Origin of the sequence: Xylanimonas allomyrinae (assembly GCF_004135345.1) — a bacterium.
GTDB lineage: Bacteria > Actinomycetota > Actinomycetes > Actinomycetales > Cellulomonadaceae > Xylanimonas > Xylanimonas allomyrinae.
The window spans coordinates 2,053,054-2,069,862 of sequence record NZ_CP035495.1 but is presented as its reverse complement, the minus strand read 5'-3'; the positions used below and the strand labels follow the sequence as shown (position 1 = coordinate 2,069,862).

General features: G+C 72.8%; 10 protein-coding genes. 4 read left to right on the top strand and 6 right to left on the bottom strand.

Features of this window, described 5'->3' with window-relative positions; genetic code table 11:
* The first annotated feature begins 18 nt into the window (after nucleotides 1-18).
* The 3 genes from ET495_RS09385 (at nucleotide 19) to ET495_RS09375 (ending at nucleotide 8,148) form a co-directional block, all read left to right on the top strand.
* Nucleotides 19-3,513: a proline dehydrogenase family protein gene (locus ET495_RS09385; RefSeq protein WP_129204512.1), complete on the top strand. Its 3,495-nt coding sequence runs from the start codon at nucleotides 19-21 to the stop codon at nucleotides 3,511-3,513.
* 366 nt (nucleotides 3,514-3,879) lie between these two features.
* Nucleotides 3,880-5,502 carry an amino acid permease gene (locus tag ET495_RS09380; protein WP_129204510.1) on the top strand — a complete coding sequence of 541 codons (1,623 nt, stop codon included), beginning with the start codon at nucleotides 3,880-3,882 and terminating at the stop codon, nucleotides 5,500-5,502.
* A gap of 162 nt (nucleotides 5,503-5,664) precedes the next feature.
* Nucleotides 5,665-8,148 carry a glycoside hydrolase family 94 protein gene (locus tag ET495_RS09375; RefSeq protein ID WP_129204508.1) on the top strand — a complete coding sequence of 828 codons (2,484 nt, stop codon included), beginning with the start codon at nucleotides 5,665-5,667 and terminating at the stop codon, nucleotides 8,146-8,148.
* An 8-nt stretch (nucleotides 8,149-8,156) separates the two neighbouring features.
* Here the strand turns inward: ET495_RS09375 and ET495_RS09370 are convergent, their stop codons facing one another.
* The 6 genes from ET495_RS09370 to ET495_RS09345 all read right to left on the bottom strand — a co-directional run bounded on the left by ET495_RS09370 (nucleotide 8,157) and on the right by ET495_RS09345 (nucleotide 15,143).
* Nucleotides 8,157-9,164 (bottom strand): LacI family DNA-binding transcriptional regulator, encoded by a 1,008-nt coding sequence (locus ET495_RS09370; RefSeq protein ID WP_129204506.1) that lies wholly within the window; start codon nucleotides 9,162-9,164, stop codon nucleotides 8,157-8,159.
* Nucleotides 9,161-10,714, bottom strand: coding sequence for a glycoside hydrolase family 1 protein (locus ET495_RS09365; RefSeq protein WP_129204504.1), 1,554 nt, complete (start codon nucleotides 10,712-10,714; stop codon nucleotides 9,161-9,163). The genes ET495_RS09370 and ET495_RS09365 overlap by 4 nt, the downstream gene beginning before the upstream one ends.
* A 128-nt stretch (nucleotides 10,715-10,842) precedes the next feature.
* Nucleotides 10,843-11,760 carry a carbohydrate ABC transporter permease gene (locus ET495_RS09360; protein ID WP_129204502.1) on the bottom strand — a complete coding sequence of 306 codons (918 nt, stop codon included), beginning with the start codon at nucleotides 11,758-11,760 and terminating at the stop codon, nucleotides 10,843-10,845.
* Nucleotides 11,757-12,836 carry a carbohydrate ABC transporter permease gene (locus ET495_RS09355; RefSeq protein ID WP_211340813.1) on the bottom strand — a complete coding sequence of 360 codons (1,080 nt, stop codon included), beginning with the start codon at nucleotides 12,834-12,836 and terminating at the stop codon, nucleotides 11,757-11,759. The genes ET495_RS09360 and ET495_RS09355 overlap by 4 nt, the downstream gene beginning before the upstream one ends.
* A 119-nt stretch (nucleotides 12,837-12,955) precedes the next feature.
* Nucleotides 12,956-14,287 (bottom strand): ABC transporter substrate-binding protein, encoded by a 1,332-nt coding sequence (locus ET495_RS09350; RefSeq protein WP_245993002.1) that lies wholly within the window; start codon nucleotides 14,285-14,287, stop codon nucleotides 12,956-12,958.
* Nucleotides 14,288-14,636: 349 nt separating this feature from the next.
* On the bottom strand, nucleotides 14,637-15,143 hold the full coding sequence (locus ET495_RS09345; protein WP_129204498.1) for a DUF2505 domain-containing protein: 507 nt from the start codon (nucleotides 15,141-15,143) through the stop codon (nucleotides 14,637-14,639).
* Nucleotides 15,144-15,251: 108 nt separating this feature from the next.
* Between ET495_RS09345 and ET495_RS09340 the strand changes: the two genes are divergently transcribed.
* Entirely contained in the window at nucleotides 15,252-16,733 is a 1,482-nt protein-coding gene (locus ET495_RS09340; protein WP_129205964.1) for a sensor histidine kinase, read from the top strand.
* Nucleotides 16,734-16,809 lie beyond the last annotated feature (76 nt).

Sequence of the window (16,809 nt, the reverse complement as noted above, 5' to 3'; positions counted from 1 at the left end):
GGGAGGCACCCTGGGAACATGACGAGCCACGCCATCCCCGCACCGTCGCCCGCGGCCGCCCACGGCCGGCAGCCGGCCCCGATCGCCGACCTCGTCGAGCCCGCGGTCGCCCTCGCCGGGCGCTGGTCCGCGGCCTCGGCCGGGTCGAGCTCGGGGCGCGCGGACAGGCATGCCCGCGCCGACGCCGAACGGCTGGCCCGGCTCGTCTCCGACCCGGCCGGCCTGGAGCTCGCCGTCGGGTTCGTCGACGACGTCGCACGGCCGCAGGACGTGCGCGTGGCCGCCAAGGCGCTGGCCCGGCTCGGGCAGCGCGCGGGTGACGCGAGCTTCCTCGGCGGCGTCGACCGGGCGCTGTTCCGCGCCGGGGCCCTGCTCGCGCCCGCGCTACCGAGCGCCGTCGTGCCCGCTGCCCGGCTGCGGCTGCGGCAGCTCGTGGGGCACCTGGTGGCCGACGCCGGGCCCGGGCTCGGCCGGCACCTGGCACGCACCCGCGCGGAGGGGTTCGCGCTCAACGTCAACCTGCTGGGCGAGGCGGTGCTCGGCGAGGACGAGGCGCGCGCCCGGCTGGCCCGCACCATCGCGCTCGTCGAGCGGCCGGACGTCGACTACGTCTCGGTCAAGGTGTCGTCCGTCGCGGCCCAGCTCGTGACGTGGGACCTGGACGGGTCGCGCGCACGCGTCGTCGAGCGCCTCCTGCCGCTGTACCGGGCGGCGCGCGAGCACGGCGTGTTCGTCAACCTCGACATGGAGGAGTACCGCGACCTCGCCCTGACGGTCGCGGTGTTCGAGGACCTGCTCTCGCGCGACGAGTTCCACGGCCTCGAGGCCGGCATCGTGCTCCAGGCGTACCTGCCCGACGCCCTCGGCGCGCTCGACGAGCTCACCCGGTTCGCCACGGCGCGCGTCGCCGCGGGCGGCGCCCGGATCAAGGTGCGGCTGGTCAAGGGAGCGAACCTCGCGATGGAGCACGTCGAGGCCGAGCTGCACGGCTGGCCCCTGGCGCCCTACGGCTCCAAGCCCGAGGTCGACGCCAACTACGTGCGCGTCCTGGACGCCGCGCTGACGCCGTCGCGCGCCGCAGCGGTGCGCCTGGGCGTGGCGTCGCACAACCTGTTCGACCTGGCGCTGGCGGTGCTCGTGGCCCGCGAGCGCGGCGTGACGGAGGCGCTCGACCTGGAGATGCTGCAAGGCATGGCACCCGGGGAGTCGCGCGCGGTGCGCGACGAGGTCGTCCCCGACGGAGGGCGCGTCGTGCTGTACACGCCGGTGGTGCGCTCGCAGGACTTCGACGTCGCGATCAGCTACCTGGTGCGGCGGCTGGAGGAGAACGCGGCGCCGCAGAACTTCCTGCACGCGGCCGCGGCGGCGCCGTCGGACGGCACCGCGATGACGGCGCAGGAGCGGGCGTTCCGCGCGTCGGTCGCCGCGGCGGTGCCGTTCACCGCCGCCGACGTCGCCCCGCGCCGCACCCCGCGTGCCACGCCGGAGGCGCCCGGCGCGCACCCGGGCGGCGCCGACGCCCGGTTCGCGAACGCGGCCGACACCGATCCCGCCGTCGCGGAGCACCGCGCCTGGGCGGGCAGGGTCACCTCGCGCGGCGAGTCCGGGTACCGGCCCGTGCAGGCCGCCGCGGTGCCCGACCGCGCCGCGGTCGACGCCGCCGTCGCGCGCGCCGTCGCCGCCCAGCACGTCTGGGGGGCCGTGCCGGCTCCCGCCCGGGCCGCCGCCCTGCATGCCGTCGCCGAGCGGCTCGAGGAACGCCGCGGCGAGCTCGTCGCCGCCATGGTCCACGAGGCGGGCAAGACGGTGGCCGAGGCGGACCCCGAGGTCAGCGAGGCCGTCGACTTCGCGCGCTACTACGCCCACCGTGCCGAGGCGCTCGACGCCGTCCCCGGCGCCGTCTTCACCCCCGAGGGCGTCACGCTCGTGACCCCGCCGTGGAACTTCCCGGTCGCCATCCCGGTGGGCGGGGTGGTCGCGGCGCTCGCGGCCGGGTCCTCGGTGCTCGCCAAGCCGGCCTCGCCCACCCCGCGCTGCTTCGAGGTGGCGGTCGCGGCGATCCTGGCGGGGCTCGACGACGCCGCGTCCGCGACCGGGCTCACGGCCGCGCAGTGCGCCGACGTCGTCCAGTTCGTGCGGGTGCGCGACCGTGACGTCGCCCGGCACCTGGTGACGCACGACGACGTCGCCCGGGTCATCCTCACCGGCTCGATCGAGACCGCCGAGCTGTTCGCGGGCTGGCGGCCCGAGCGTCCCGTCCTCGCGGAGACGAGCGGCAAGAACGCGATCGTCGTGACGCCGTCGGCCGATCTCGACCTGGCCGTCGCCGACCTGGTGCGCAGCGCGTTCGGGCACGCGGGGCAGAAGTGCTCGGCGGCGTCGCTGGCGATCCTCGTCGGGTCCGTGGGCGACCCGTCCACGCCGACCGGGGAGCGGTTCCGCCGCCAGCTCGTCGACGCCGTGCGGTCGCTGCGTGTCGGCCCGGCGACCGACCTCGCCACCGTCATGGGGCCGCTCACCGAGCCCGCCGCGGGGAAGCTGCTGCGGGCGCTGACGACGCTCGAGCCCGGCGAGTCGTGGCTGGTGCGTCCGCACCGCCTCGACGACGACGCCACCGCCGCAGGCCTGGACCCGCAGCGCCTGTGGACTCCGGGTCTGCGCACCGGCGTCGCCCCCGGCTCGTTCTTCCACCTCACCGAGGTGTTCGGCCCGGTGCTCGGCCTCATGACCGCACGCGACCTCGACGAGGCGATCACGCTGCAGAACCGCGTCGCGTTCGGCCTCACCGCGGGCCTGCACTCGCTCGACGACGACGAGGTCGCCACGTGGTGCGACCGCGTCGAGGCGGGCAACCTCTACGTCAACCGCCACATCACGGGTGCCATCGTGCGCCGCCAGCCGTTCGGCGGCTGGAAGGCGTCGAGCGTGGGCCCGGGCGCCAAGGCGGGTGGCCCGCACTATGTGGCCCAGCTCGGTGCGTGGTCCGACGGCGCCGGGGTGCCGTCGCGCACCGCCGACCCGGCCGGCTGGCTCGCCTGGGCGCAGGCCGACGACGAGCGCGCCTGGCCGGGACTGGCCGCGGGGCACGACCCGTCGGGCCTGGTGACCGAGGAGAACACGTTCCGGCTGCGGCCCGTCGACCGCGTGACGGTGCGCGTCGGCGAGGGGGCGCTGCCCGTCGAGGTCGCGCGCGTGGTCGCGGCCGCGCGACGCGCCGGGGTGCCCGTCGTCGTCGTGCCTGCCGCCGACCACGGGTGGGGCGTGCCGCACGAGCCCGCGGCGAGCCACGAGGACTTCGCCGCGGCGGTCGCCGCGGGCGCGGTGCGGGGCCGCATCCGCGTCGTCGGCGACGCGCCCGGGCTGCGGGCTGCGGCGGCCACCCGCCTGGGGACGACGACGGTGCTCGACGCGCCGGTCGTCGCGTCGGGCGAGCGCGAGCTGCTGGTGTTCGTGCGTGAGCAGGCGGTCAGCCGGACGCGGCACCGGTACGGGCACGTGCACCTCACGGCGTGAGGCTGGTCACCTCGGGCGGCCCGCGGTGCGCCGGCGGGCCGCCCGAGCGTCGTGCGTGCGGGCCGTGGCGGCGGGACGGGCGGGCGCTCGGGCGCCGGGGGTCCCAGGCGCGGGAATCCGCGCGAGCGGGCCGATACCGGGTTCACGGGGAACGGTTTCACCCCAGGGTGCGGACGCGTGCGGGTCGCGCGGTGGTACCGATTGCAGGATGAGTCGTTCTGAACGGGCCATTCAGTCATATCGTGAATGCCCCGTTCACGATCTGAGATGCCTGCGGTAATGTCTGGCGGCGGTCGGCCTCCGGCCCCTTCGCGCACCACCCATGGCGCGGCGCAGCGCACCGCGTGATCGAGAGAGGTATCCCGCATGCAGCTCCTGCGCAGGCGGTCGATCGAAGCAACGATCGCCGCCTCAGACGAACCCGAACGCCATCTCCGCCGGTCTCTCGGGGCCTGGGACCTCGTCGTCCTCGGCATCTCGGTGGTGATCGGCGCCGGCATCTTCTCCAAGGCCGCGATGGTCTCGGCCACCCAGACCGGTCCGGCCGTCGTCATCTCGTTCGTCATCGCGGGCATCGTCTGCGCGCTGGCGGCGCTGTGCTACGCGGAGTTCGCGTCGTTCATGCCCGTCGCGGGGTCGGCCTACACGTTCTCCTACGCCTCGATGGGCGAGCTCGTGGCGTGGATCATCGGCTGGGACCTGATCCTCGAGATGTTCTTCGCCGCGGGCGTCGTCGCGAAGGCGTGGGGCCTGTACTTCGACAACGTGCTGCACGTGTTCGGGCTCGGCGGCGTCGGCCCCGACGGCGTGGCCTCGGGCGTCCACAACACGATCAGCCTGGGCGGCGGCGTGACGTTCGACTGGGCGACCGTGCTGCTCATCGCCGTCCTGGCGACCCTCCTGTCGGTCGGCACCAAGCTCTCGACGCGGTTCACGGGTGTGCTCACGGCCATCAAGCTCGGCATCGTGGTGCTCATCATCGCGGTCGGGTTCGCGTACTTCGACGCCTCGAAGCTCTCGCCGTTCGTGCCGTCGAGCGAGTCCTTCGGCACGTCGAGCGGCCACGGCTCGGTGTGGACGCAGACGCTCTTCTCGTTCTTCTCGGGAGCCGACCTGTCCGTGGGTGGCACGTTCGGGATCCTCGCGGGCGCCGGCACGGTGTTCTTCGCCTTCATCGGGTTCGACGTCGTCGCGACCGCCGCCGAGGAGACCCGCAACCCGCGGCGCAACGTCCCGCGCGGCATCATCGGCGGCCTGCTCGTGTGCACCGTGCTGTACATCCTGGTGTCGGTCGCGCTGTCGGGCATGGCCACGCCGCAGCAGCTGCGCGACGCCACGCCCGACGGCGGCGAGTCGGCCACCATCGTCACCGCGTTCGAGCTGCAGCCCGACGCGCCCGGCTGGGCCACCAAGGTCATCGCAGTCGGCATCCTCGTGGGGCTGACCACCGTGGTCATGGTGCTCATGCTCGGCCTGACGCGCGTCGTGTTCGCGATGTCCCGCGACGGCCTGCTGCCGCGCGGCCTGTCCCGGACGTCGCAGCGGTTCGGCACGCCCGTCCACCTCCAGGTCGGCGCCGGCGTGCTCATCGCGGCCGTCACGGCGTTCTTCCCTGTCGACGTGCTGGCGGACATGGTCAACATCGGCACGTTGTCGGCGTTCGTGCTGGTCTCCTTCGGCGTGCCCCTGCTGCGTACGCGCCGCCGCCGCGCGCTGGCTGCGGCGGGCAAGGCCGACACGACCGACAGCTTCCAGGTGCCGTGGTCGCCCGCGCTGCCGATCATCTCCGGCCTGGCGTGCATCTGGCTCATGCTCCAGCTCGACGTCGAGACCTGGGTGCGGTTCCTGGTGTGGCTCGCGGTCGGCTTCGTCATCTACTTCGGCTACAGCTACCGCAACTCGCAGCTCCACAAGAACCCGGACGACATCGCGGCGGACTACCGCGAGGCGCTCCAGGAGGCCATCGGGGTCGAGGAGCCGCGCCGCTGAGACGAGCCTGACGGCGGCTGACGCCGCGGCGGCGAACGCCGGTGCCCCAGGGGTGCCGGCGTTCGTCGTCCCAGGGCGCCGGGAACGCCGCGTCCGTTATGCTGACGGTCGGCGTGGGAACGCTCCCACACCTCGTCCAGCACCCGTACGGGAGGCGCAGCGATGCGTTACGGCCACTTCGACGACGCGGCGCGCGAGTACGTCATCACCACACCGCACACGCCCTACCCCTGGATCAACTACCTCGGCTCGGAGCAGTTCTTCTCGCTGCTCAGCCACCAGGCGGGCGGCTACTCGTTCTACCGCGACGCCAAGCTGCGCCGTCTGACCCGCTACCGCTACAACAACGTCCCCACCGACGTCGGGGGCCGGTACCTGTTCGTCAACGACGGCGGAGACGTCTGGACGCCGTCCTGGCTGCCGGTCAAGGCGGGCCTCGACCACTTCGAGGCCCGCCACGGCCTGGGGTACTCGGTCATCACGGGTGAGCGCGGGGGCCTGCGCGTGACCTCGACGTTCCTGGTGCCTCTCGGCGAGACGGCCGAGGTGCAGAAGGTCACCTTCACCAACACCTCTGCGCAGACCAAGGCGTTCTCGGCGTTCCCCTACGTCGAGTTCTGCCTCTGGAACGCCGAGGACGACCAGACCAACTACCAGCGCAACCTGTCGATCGGCGAGGTCGAGGTCGAGGAGGCGACGCCGTCGGGCGGCTCGGCGATCTACCACCGCACCGAGTACCGCGAGCGCCGCGACCACTACGCCGTCTTCTCCGTCAACGTGCCGGCCGCGGGCTTCGACACCGACCGCGACGAGTTCGTGGGCGCCTACAACGCGCTCGGCGAGGCCGCCGTGCCGCGCGCCGGCAAGGCCACCGGGTCCATCGCCTCCGGGTGGTACCCGGTCGGCGCGTTCCAGGTCGACCTCGTGCTCGCGCCGGGCGAGAGCACCGACGTCGTCGTCGTGCTGGGGTACGTCGAGAACCCCGAGGACCAGAAGTGGGCCGACGCCGCGCACCAGGTCGTCGACAAGGAGCGGGCGCACGCGCTGCTCGGGCGGTTCGCGACGGCGGGCGCCGTCGACGACGCGCTGGCCGCGCTGCGCGAGCACTGGACGTCGCTGCTGTCGACGTACACGGTGCGGTCCTCGGACGAGAAGCTCGACCGGATGGTCAACATCTGGAACCAGTACCAGTGCATGGTCACGTTCAACATGTCGCGCTCGGCCTCCTACTTCGAGACGGGCATCGGCCGCGGCATGGGTTTCCGGGACTCCAACCAGGACCTGCTCGGGTTCGTGCATCTGGTGCCGGAGCGGGCGCGCGAGCGCATCATCGACATCGCGTCGACGCAGTTCCCCGACGGCTCCGCGTACCACCAGTACCAGCCGCTGACCAAGCGCGGGAACCACAACCTGGGCTCGGGCTTCAACGACGACCCGATGTGGCTCGTGGCCGGTGTGGTCGCCTACCTCAAGGAGACCGGCGACTGGGGGATCCTCGACGAGCCGGTCCCGTTCGACAACGCCGAGGGTTCCGAGGTGCCGCTGTTCGAGCACCTGTCGCGCTCGGTGGGCTTCGTGGTGAGCCACCTCGGCCCGCACGGCCTGCCCCTCATCGGCCGCGCCGACTGGAACGACTGCCTCAACCTCAACGCGTTCTCGACCTCACCGGGCGAGAGCTTCCAGACCACGCAGAACAAGACGGGCGGCGTGGCCGAGTCGACGTTCATCGGCGCGCAGTTCGTGCTCTACGGCGCGCAGTACGTCGCCCTGGCCGAGCGTCGCGGGCTCGCCGACGTCGCCGCCCAGGCGCGAAAGCACGTGGACGACATGCGGGCCGCGATGCTCACGCACGGCTGGGACGGGCGCTGGTTCCTGCGCGCCTACGACTACGACGGCCGCCCGGTCGGCACCGACGCGCACGACGAGGGCAAGATCTGGATCGAGCCGCAGGGCTTCGCGGTCATGGCAGGCATCGGCGTGGAGTCCACGGACCCGGGCACCCCCGAGTGGGCCGCCTCGCCCGCAGGCAAGGCGCTGACCGCCGTCGAGGAGCTGCTGGGCACCGAGCACGGCCTGGTGCTGCAGCACCCGGCGTACACCACCTACCAGGTGCACCTGGGCGAGGTGTCGACCTACCCGCCGGGGTACAAGGAGAACGGCGGCATCTTCTGTCACAACAACCCGTGGGTCGTCATCGGGGAGACCGTCGCCGGTGACGGTGCGCGCGCGTTCGACCACTACAAGCGGATCACGCCCGCCTACCGTGAGGACATCTCCGACGTCCACCGGCTCGAGCCGTACGTGTACGCGCAGATGATCGCGGGCGCAGAGGCCGTGCGGCACGGCGAGGCCAAGAACTCGTGGCTCACGGGCACCGCGGCGTGGAACTTCGTCGCCGTCTCGCAGTACCTGCTGGGGGTGCGCCCCGACTTCGACGGCCTGGTGGTGGACCCGCAGCTCGGCCCCGAGGTGGGGGAGTTCACCGTCACCAGGGTGGCCCGTGGCGCCACGTACGAGATCACGGTCCACAACAGCGGCCGCCCGGGCTCGCGGGCGACGCTGACGGTCGACGGCGAGCCGGTCGAGGGCCGCACGGTGCCGTACGCCCCGGCGGGCGCGCGCGTGCGCGTGGAGGCGACGCTGTAGGCGTCGCGTCAGGCGGACTCGCCCTCGACGAGCGTCGGCTCGAAGACGAGCGGGGCGGACGGGACGGGCGCGCCCGCCAGCAGGCCCAGCAGTGCCGCGGTGGCGGTCGTCGTCTGGTGGATGACAGGGTTCTGGACCGTGGTCAGCCGCGGGTTGGTGTGCTGGGCGACGCCCAGGTTGTCGAAGCCCATGACGGCGACGTCGTCGGGCACGCGCCGGCCGCGCGAGTGGAGCACGCGCAGCACCCCCTCGGCCATGAGGTCCGAGGCCGCGAAGATCCCGTCGAGGTCGGGGTGCGCGTCGAGCAGGCGTTCGGCCGCGGCCTCACCTCCCACGGCCGTGAAGTCGCCCTCGACGACGGCGTCGGTCGGCAGGCCCGCCGCGTCGAGCGTCTCGCGCCACCCCTGGAGGCGGTCGATGCCCGCGGACATGTCGAGCGGGCCGCAGACGGTGCCGATCCGCCGGCACCCGCGGTCCAGGAGACGCTGGGCGGCCAGGCGGCCCCCGGCCACGTTGTCGACGTCGACGTAGCGGTGCCGGGCGTCGCCGAAGGGCCGGCCCACGAACACCGCGGGCAGCTGCGCGCGCGCCAGCGCCGTCTCGAGCTGGTCGCGGCGGTGGTGCGAGGCGACGATCGCCCCGTCCACGTGGCCCGACCCGAGGTAGCGGGCGATGCGCCCCGGCGACTCGCCCGCGCGGCTCAGCAGCAGCACGAGCTGGAAGTCGGTGCCCGCGAGGCCGTCGGTGACGCCACGGATGACGCCCGTGAGGAACGGGTCGGTGAGCACGAGCGTGTCGGGCTCGGGCACGACGAGGGCGATCGAGTCGGTACGCCGGGTCACGAGGGATCGCGCGGCGCGGTTGGGCGAGTACCCCAGGCGCGCGACGGCGCCGTCGACCGCGGCCTGCGCCTCCGGCGAGACACGTTCGCCGCCGTTGATCGCCCGCGAGGCCGTCGAGCGCGAGACCTGGGCCTCGCGGGCGACGTCGTCGAGCGTGGGCGGCCCGCCGTTCACGACTCCTCCCGTCCCGGGACGACGCCGGTGCGCGCCACCTCGGCGTACCACCGGCCCGACGCCTTGATGGTGCGTCGCTGTGTCTCGTAGTCGGTACGGACGATACCGAAACGCTTGGAGTACCCGTGCGCCCACTCGAAGTTGTCGAGCAGCGACCAGGCGAAGTAGCCGCGCACGTCCGCCCCGGCGTCGATGGCGTCCTTGACGGCGCGCAGGTGCGCGTCGAGGTAGGCGAGGCGGTCGGCCGCGTCGTCGACGAAGCCGTCGGCGTCGGGGACGTCGTCGTACGCGGCTCCGTTCTCGGTGACGTACAGCGCCATGCCGCGCGGCCCGGTGTAGTCCCGGTGGACGCGCGTGAGCAGGCGCGTGAGCCCCTCGGGCTGCACCTCCCAGCCCATCGCGGTGCGCGGCAGGCCGCGCGCGTGGTGGTGGACGCCCTCGGGCGACGGCGTGGGCGGGAGCGTCGCGCGCACGGGGGCGTCGTCGTCGTCGCGCACGCCGTCGGGGCGGTCGGTCACGGCCTCGTCGACGACGGCGGGCGGCGTGGCCGCGATGCACGAGCCGTTGTAGTAGTTGACGCCGAGCGCGTCCAGGGGCGTCGAGATGATCGCCAGGTCGCCGTCGTGGATCAGGTCGTCGAGCCCGTACGGGGCGACCCAGTCGCGCACGTCGGCGGGGTAGTCGCCGCGCAGCACCGGGTCGAGGAACATGCGGTTGAACAGCCCGTCGTGCTTGGCCGCAGCGGCGACGTCGTCGGGGTTCGACGGGTCGGCCGGGTCGGCCACCGTGAGGTTGACGGTGAGCCCGACGACGGCGGCCGGGTCGACCTCCTGGATCGCCGCGGCGGCCAGGCCGTGGCCCAGCAGCAGGTGGTGCGCCGCGGCGACGCCGTCGTGCCGCGAGGTGCGCCCGGGGGCGTGCTCGCCACCGGTGTACGACAGGAACGACGAGCACCACGGCTCGTTGAGCGTGGTCCAGACGCGCACGCGGTCGTGCAGCGCGTCGTGGACGGTCATGGCGTAGTCCGCGAACCGGTACGCGGTGTCGCGCACCGGCCAGCCGCCCGCGTCCTCGACGGCCTGGGGCAGGTCCCAGTGGTAGAGCGTGACCCACGGCAGGATGCCGACGTCCAGCAGCTCGTCGACGAGCCGGTCGTAGAACGCGAGGCCCTGCGGGTTGGGTGCGCCGCCGTCGGGCCGGACGCGCGCCCACGACGTCGAGAAGCGGTAGGCGCCCAGGTTCAGCGACCGCATGAGCGCGACGTCGTCGCGGTAGCGGTGGTAGTGGTCGCACGCGACGGTGCCGTCGTCGCCTCCCGTGACGGCCCCCGGGATGCGCGCGAACGTGTCCCAGATGGAGTCGGTGCGGCCGCCTTCACGGGTGGCGCCCTCGATCTGGAACGCCGCGGTCGCGGTGCCCCACAGGAAGCCGGGCGGGAACGCGACGTCGCCCGTGGGCGACGTCGCCGGCAGCGGCGTGCTCGGCGTGAACGGGACGGTGGTGCCCGGTGCGGGGCGGCGGGCGCCGGTGCCCGGCACGACGATCGACATCGATGCTCCTCAGGTCGCGGGGCGCTGCCGCCCGTGGATGGGTGCGAGTCCTCGCCAGTGTGTCAGGCGACGACGGCGGGCGGTCGGCGGCATGCTGCTCGCCGACCGCCCGTGGCGCTGGACGCAGGTCAGCCCTTGACGGCGCCGGCCATGATGCCGGACACGAGCTGGCGCCCGGCGAAGAAGAACACGACGATCAGCGGGAACGCCGTGAGCACGACGCCCGACATGACCAGCGTGTAGTCGGTGAACCGGGCGCCCTTGAGGGCCGCCGCGGCGACCGTCAGCATCGCGTTCTTGTTCGGGCCGAGGATCAGCATGGGCCAGTAGTAGTTGGTCCACTGGGCCACGAACGTGAACAGCGCCAGCATCGCCGCGGCCGGGCGGGCGGCCGGCAGGGCCACCGACCAGAACGTGCGGATCATCGACGCGCCGTCGACGCGGGCCGCCTCGATGAGCTCGAACGGCAGCGCGCCCTCGAGGTACTGCGTCATCCAGAACACCCCGAACGCCGTGACCAGGCCGGGGATCATGACGGCCCACAACGTCCCGAACAGGTGCAGGCGGGCCATCATGATGTACAGCGGGACGACGGCGAGCTGCGTCGGGATCGCCATCGTCCCGATGACGAAGAACAGCAGCGGGCCGCGCCCGCGGAAGCGCAGCTTGGCGAACGAGTACCCGGCCAGCGTCGAGAACAGCACCGTCGACGCCGCGCACACGGCCGAGACGAGCACCGTCCCGCCGAGCGCGGTCAGGAAGTCGATCTCGCCGAACGCCGTGCTCAGGTTGCGGAACAGGCCCGAGCCCGGCCGCAGCGCCGGCACCCCGTACTGCGTGTCGGTCGTGGCCTGCGACGCGATCGAGACGGCGTAGTACAGCGGGAACACCGAGATCAGGATGACGACCGTCAGGATCGTGTAGGACACCCAGCCGGGCCGGCGTCCTTCGCTCGTGACGGCGAGCCTGCGCTTGCGCGCGGCCGCGTTGGCCACGCCGTTGCCGCCGATCTGGCGGAGCGTGGCGACGGAGACCTCGCGGCTCATCGGGCCACCTCCTTCGTGCGGGACTTGGTGGCGTGCGCCCCGCCGGCCGACGCGATGCGCCGGGTCAGCAGGAAGTTGACGATGGCGAACACCACGACGATGAGGAACAGCAGCCACGCGACCGCGGCGGAGCGGCCCAGGTTGGGCTGCCCGATGGACACGTGGTTGAAGCCGAGGTCCCACAGGTAGAGGGACACGGTGAGGAACTGCCGGTTGGGCCCGCCGTAGCCCGAGGTGCCCTGCGTGAACATCTGCGGCTCGTCGAAGATCTGCAGGCCGCCGATCGTCGAGGTGATGATCACGAAGATGAGCGTGGGCCGCAGCATCGGGATGGTCACCGAGAGGAACTGGCGCACGCGGCCCGCACCGTCGACGACGGACGCCTCGAACACGTCGCGCGGGATCGCCTGCATGGCGGCCAGGAAGATGAGCGTGTTGTAGCCCGTCCACCGGAAGTTGACGATCGAGGCGATCGCGATGTGGCTCGCGAGCGTGTTGGCGTGCCACGGCACGGGGGAGATCCCGACCCAGCCGAGGAACGTGTTGATGAGGCCCGACTGGTCGCTGAAGATCTGCGAGAAGATGATCGCCGCCGCGGAGGGCGCGATGACGTACGGAAGCAGCACCCCCATGCGCCAGAACGTCTTGGCCTTGAGGTTGGCGTCGAGGATCGCGGCCAGGACCAGGGCCGCGACGATCTGCGGGATCGTGGAGATCAGGAAGATCGAGAACGAGTTGCGCAGCGCGTCCCAGAACGCCGGCTGGTGCAGCACCCACTGGAAGTTCGCGAGGACCGAGGGGTCCGTCGTGCCGCACGTCGCGCCGCAGACGGCCACGCCGCCGTCGCCCGTGATGGTGTTCCACTGCCGGGTCGCGACCCACGCGGTGAACCCCAGCGGGAACAGGCCGGTGACGAGGAACAGCAGGAAGAACGGGGAGATGTACAGGTAGGGCGAGAGCCGGACGTCGAGGCGCCCGCGCCGGCCGCGGGCACGCAGGCGTCGCTCCAGGGTCGCGTCATGCGCGGGCCGCGGGCTCTGCTGAGGTTTGTCGGGGGCGACGGGGGTGGCGGTCACGGCACATCCTTGGGCGGGTTCTCGACCTCGGTCGGAGGGGTAGGGCGGTCCGGGGGAGCCCGCACGAGGCGTGCACCCCCGGACCGCGTGGCCGGGCCGTCAGGCCCGACGGGGTGCCGTCAGGACAGCGCCTTGACGTCCTGCAGCCACTGGTCGAACGACTGCTCGGGGGTCTGCTCCTTGGTGACGTCGACGCGGTTGAGCGCGTCGGCCATCTTGGTCTGGATGTCGAAGTACTGCGCCCCCTTGAACGGGACGACGGTCACGGCCTTCGCGCGGTTGGCGAAGATCGTGCCCACGGGCGCGTCGTTGAGGAACGGGTCCGTCTTGCCCGCGACCGTCGGGTCGGCCTGCGCCGTCGGCGAGCTGGGGAAGTTGGACGCCGCGGCGAAGACGGCTGCCTGCTGCTCGGGTGCGGTGATCCACGCGGCGAGCTTGGCGGCCTCGTCCTTGACCTTCGACTGCTCGGGGACGACCAGGAACGAGCCGCCCCAGTTGCCGCCGCCGCCGGGGAAGACGTCCGCGATGTCCCAGCCCTTGAAGTCGTCGCCCGCGTTGCCGCGGATGTTGTTGACGAACCACGCGGGGCACAGGGTGGTGGCGAACTTGTCGGACTTGAACGCCGCGTTGAAGTCGTCGCTCCACTGCTGCAGGCCGGCGGACTGGCCCTTGAGCGCGGCGGCCGTGACCTTGTCGAAGGCGGCCTTCACGTCGGGGTTGGTGCCCGCGATGATGTTGCCGTCCGCATCGACGTGCGAGTACTGGATCTGGTTGACCATGCCCTGGAAGATCGCCGCCGACGAGTCGAACCACGCCTTGCCGGTCGTGTCGGTGTACTGCTGGCCGACCTCGAAGTACGTGTCCCACGTCGCGCTGTCGCCGCCGAGGAGGGCCGCGACGTCGGCGCGGTCGGTCGGCAGGCCGGCGGCCGCGAACAGGTCGGAGCGGTAGCAGATGCCCTCGGGGCCGATGTCGGTGCCGAGGCCGACGACCTTGCCGTCGGGTGTGGTGCCCTGCTCCTTCTTCCAGTCGAGCCAGTCGTTGGTGCCTGCGACGGAGCCCAGGTCCACGAACGCGTCGGGCTGGGCCATGATCGAGGGCATCCAGTCGACGTCGACCGCCTGGATGTCGTAGGCGCCCGTGCCGGTCGAGATGGCCGTGTTGAACGCGGCGCGCGCGTCGTCCGACGACGCGGCCACGGTCTCCTCGATCTTCACGTTCGGGTGCTCGGCCTCGTACTTCTTCCACAGGTCGGCACCCGGGCGGGTGCCGCTGGGGGCGCCGAAGCCGAAGTTGTTGAACGTGCTCACCTTGATGGTGACCTGACCGCCTGCGTCGGCCGCGTCGCCCGACCCGTCGTCCGAGCCGTCGCCCGAGCACGCCGTCGCGGTGAGCGCCAGGACAGCGACGCCTGCGACGACGCCGAAGCCCCTCCTGGTCGCGTTCTTCACAGTGACCTCCTTGTCCGAGGGCGGCCGGTCGGCGGCCCTGCCAGTCGCGCGCCGTGAGCGCGGGGCACGTGCATCCCGCGGAGCGTGGCGATGCGTGTGCATCACGACTCCCTCGTCTCATCAGCGTCCGCGGCTGGAAGCGATCCCACGATGGTGTGGTAGCGCTCCCATGCCGTTGCCTGAACTATTCGTCCGCGCATGCGCGCCGTCAAGTGGTCCGGGCGGGTGCATCGCGCCCGCATTTCGATCCGAGCGGCATCGCCGCAGGTCAGGGGTCGACGGAAAACGAGTTCGTGACCAGATCGTTACGGCGCGTGGCGGGCTGGAACCCGACGCGTCGCGGCGGTGGTCAGCGCACGCCGGCGAGCCACTCGCGGCCCGCGAGCTCCTCAGCCGTCAGCGCGGCACGCACCGTCCCCACCGTCGCCTGCTCGACGACCGACGCGAACAGCGGCACGGTCGCACGGACGTCGCCCGTGTACACCTGCCGCGTCCCGCCGTCGGGAGACGGCTCCAGGGCGACCGTGCCCGTGAGCCGGACCGGTGCCCCGGTGATCTCCAACGCCACCGTGCCCACGCGGTGGTCGCCCTGCGGGGGCTCCCACACCTCGGCCTGCCGGACCTCCAGGCGGGCGCCCACGAAGGGGCGCGCCTGCGCGGGGATCTGGTCCGTCGGGAGCGTGCGGCGCACCAGCACGGTGAAGCCCCCCGCATCGTCGGCATCGACGTCGGCCTGGTCGACCGAACCGCCCCCCGTCGTGCGCTCGGCGCGCCAGCGGACGAAGGACGCGTCAGCGAGCATCGCCGCGACGTCGTCGACGCTCGCGGGATAGGTCTGCTCGACGGTCAGGTGCACGGAGCCCTCCAAGCCGGGTAGCCGGTGGCTGCACTCTATCTCCCCGGTGCGCGCGCCGGTTGGGCGGGACGGCGGTATCGACGCACGTAGGCTGGACGCGTGTCCGCCATGAGTGACCTGATCGCCCAGCATGCCGACCTCGCCCCGGGCGACGTGGAGTGGCTGCACCTGCTCGTCGGCGACTGGCAGATCGTCTCCGACCTCGCGTTCGCCGACCTGGTGCTGTGGCTGCCGTCGCGCGACGGCGGGTTCGTCGCCGTCGCGCAGTGCCGCCCCTCGACGGGCGCCACCATCCACTACGACGACGTCGTCGGGTCGATCGCCTCCGAGGGGCAGCGCCCGCAGCTCGAGGCCGCGCTGCGCGAGGCGCGGGCGCAACGCCCGCGCGAACCGCGCTGGTTCGGGGCCTACGCGGTCCGCGAGGAGGCCGTGCCCGTGGTCCACGCGGGGCACGCGATCGCCGTCGTCGCACGGCAGACCAACCTCGGCTCAGGGCGCACGCCCTCACGGCTCGAGCTCAACTACGTCGAGTCCGCCGACGACCTCATGGCGATGGTCGCGCGCGGCGAGTACCCGGTGGCCAACGCCGCCACGGGGCCGCGCCGCGGCGCCCCGCGCGTGGGCGACGGGCTCATCCGCCTCAACTCCGAGGGTGAGGTGCTGTACGCCTCGCCCAACGCGCTGTCCTGCTTCCACCGCCTCGGCATCATCGGGCCGCTCGTCGGGCAGTCGCTCGTCGAGGTCACCAGCGGGACCATCGAGTACCAGTCGACGGTCGACGAGGCGCTGCCGCTCGTCGTCATGGGCCGCGCGCCCTGGCGCACCGACATCGAGACACGCGGCGTCGCGCTCTCGCTGCGCGCGCTGCCGCTGACCGACCACGGCCAGCGCATCGGCGCGGTGCTGCTGTGCCGCGACGTGTCCGAGCTGCGGCGACGCGAGCGCGAGCTCATGACCAAGGACGCGACGATCCGCGAGATCCACCACCGCGTCAAGAACAACCTCGCCACCGTGGCCGCGCTGCTGCGCTTGCAGGCCCGGCGCGTCGAGATCCCCGAGGCGCGCGAGGCGCTCGCCGAGGCGACCCGGCGCGTGGCCACCATCTCGCTCGTCCACGAGTTCCTGTCCCAGACCCTCGACGAGCAGGTCGAGCTCGACGGCATGCTCCAGCGCGCACTGCGCATGACGGCCGAGGTCGCCTCGACGCGCACCTCGGTGCGCACCGTGCAGAACGGCTCGTTCGGTCTCGTCCCCGCCGAGGACGCGACCCCGCTCGCGCTCGTGCTGACCGAGCTGGTCACCAACGCCGTCGAGCACGGCTTCCCCGACGAGCGCGAGAACGGCACCGTCCAGATCGACGTCGAGCGCTCCGGGTCGCAGCTGTCCGTCCGCGTCACCGACGACGGCGTCGGCCTCGGTGACGGCGACATCTCCCAGCTCGGGCGGACGTCCCGGTCAGGGCTCGGCAACCAGATCGTGCGAACGCTCGTGACCAACGAGCTCGGCGGGTCGATCGACTGGCGCAAGCGCGAGGGTGGCGGCACCGAGGTCGAGATCCGGGCCCGCCTGCGCGACGGGCCGCGATCATGACCCGCCGCGCGCGGCCGGGCCGTGCGCGGCGCGCCGCGATGCCCTGGACATGACTCTGGCCCGGTCCCCGTCGAGG

Coding starts and splice junctions, on each gene's coding strand:
- ET495_RS09340 (WP_129205964.1), top strand. CDS start 15,252: ATGAGTGACCTGATCGCCCAGCATGCCGACCTCGCCCCGGGCGACGTG.
- ET495_RS09385 (WP_129204512.1), top strand. CDS start 19: ATGACGAGCCACGCCATCCCCGCACCGTCGCCCGCGGCCGCCCACGGC.
- ET495_RS09375 (WP_129204508.1), top strand. CDS start 5,665: ATGCGTTACGGCCACTTCGACGACGCGGCGCGCGAGTACGTCATCACC.
- ET495_RS09360 (WP_129204502.1), bottom strand. CDS start 11,760: ATGAGCCGCGAGGTCTCCGTCGCCACGCTCCGCCAGATCGGCGGCAAC.
- ET495_RS09365 (WP_129204504.1), bottom strand. CDS start 10,714: ATGTCGATCGTCGTGCCGGGCACCGGCGCCCGCCGCCCCGCACCGGGC.
- ET495_RS09380 (WP_129204510.1), top strand. CDS start 3,880: ATGCAGCTCCTGCGCAGGCGGTCGATCGAAGCAACGATCGCCGCCTCA.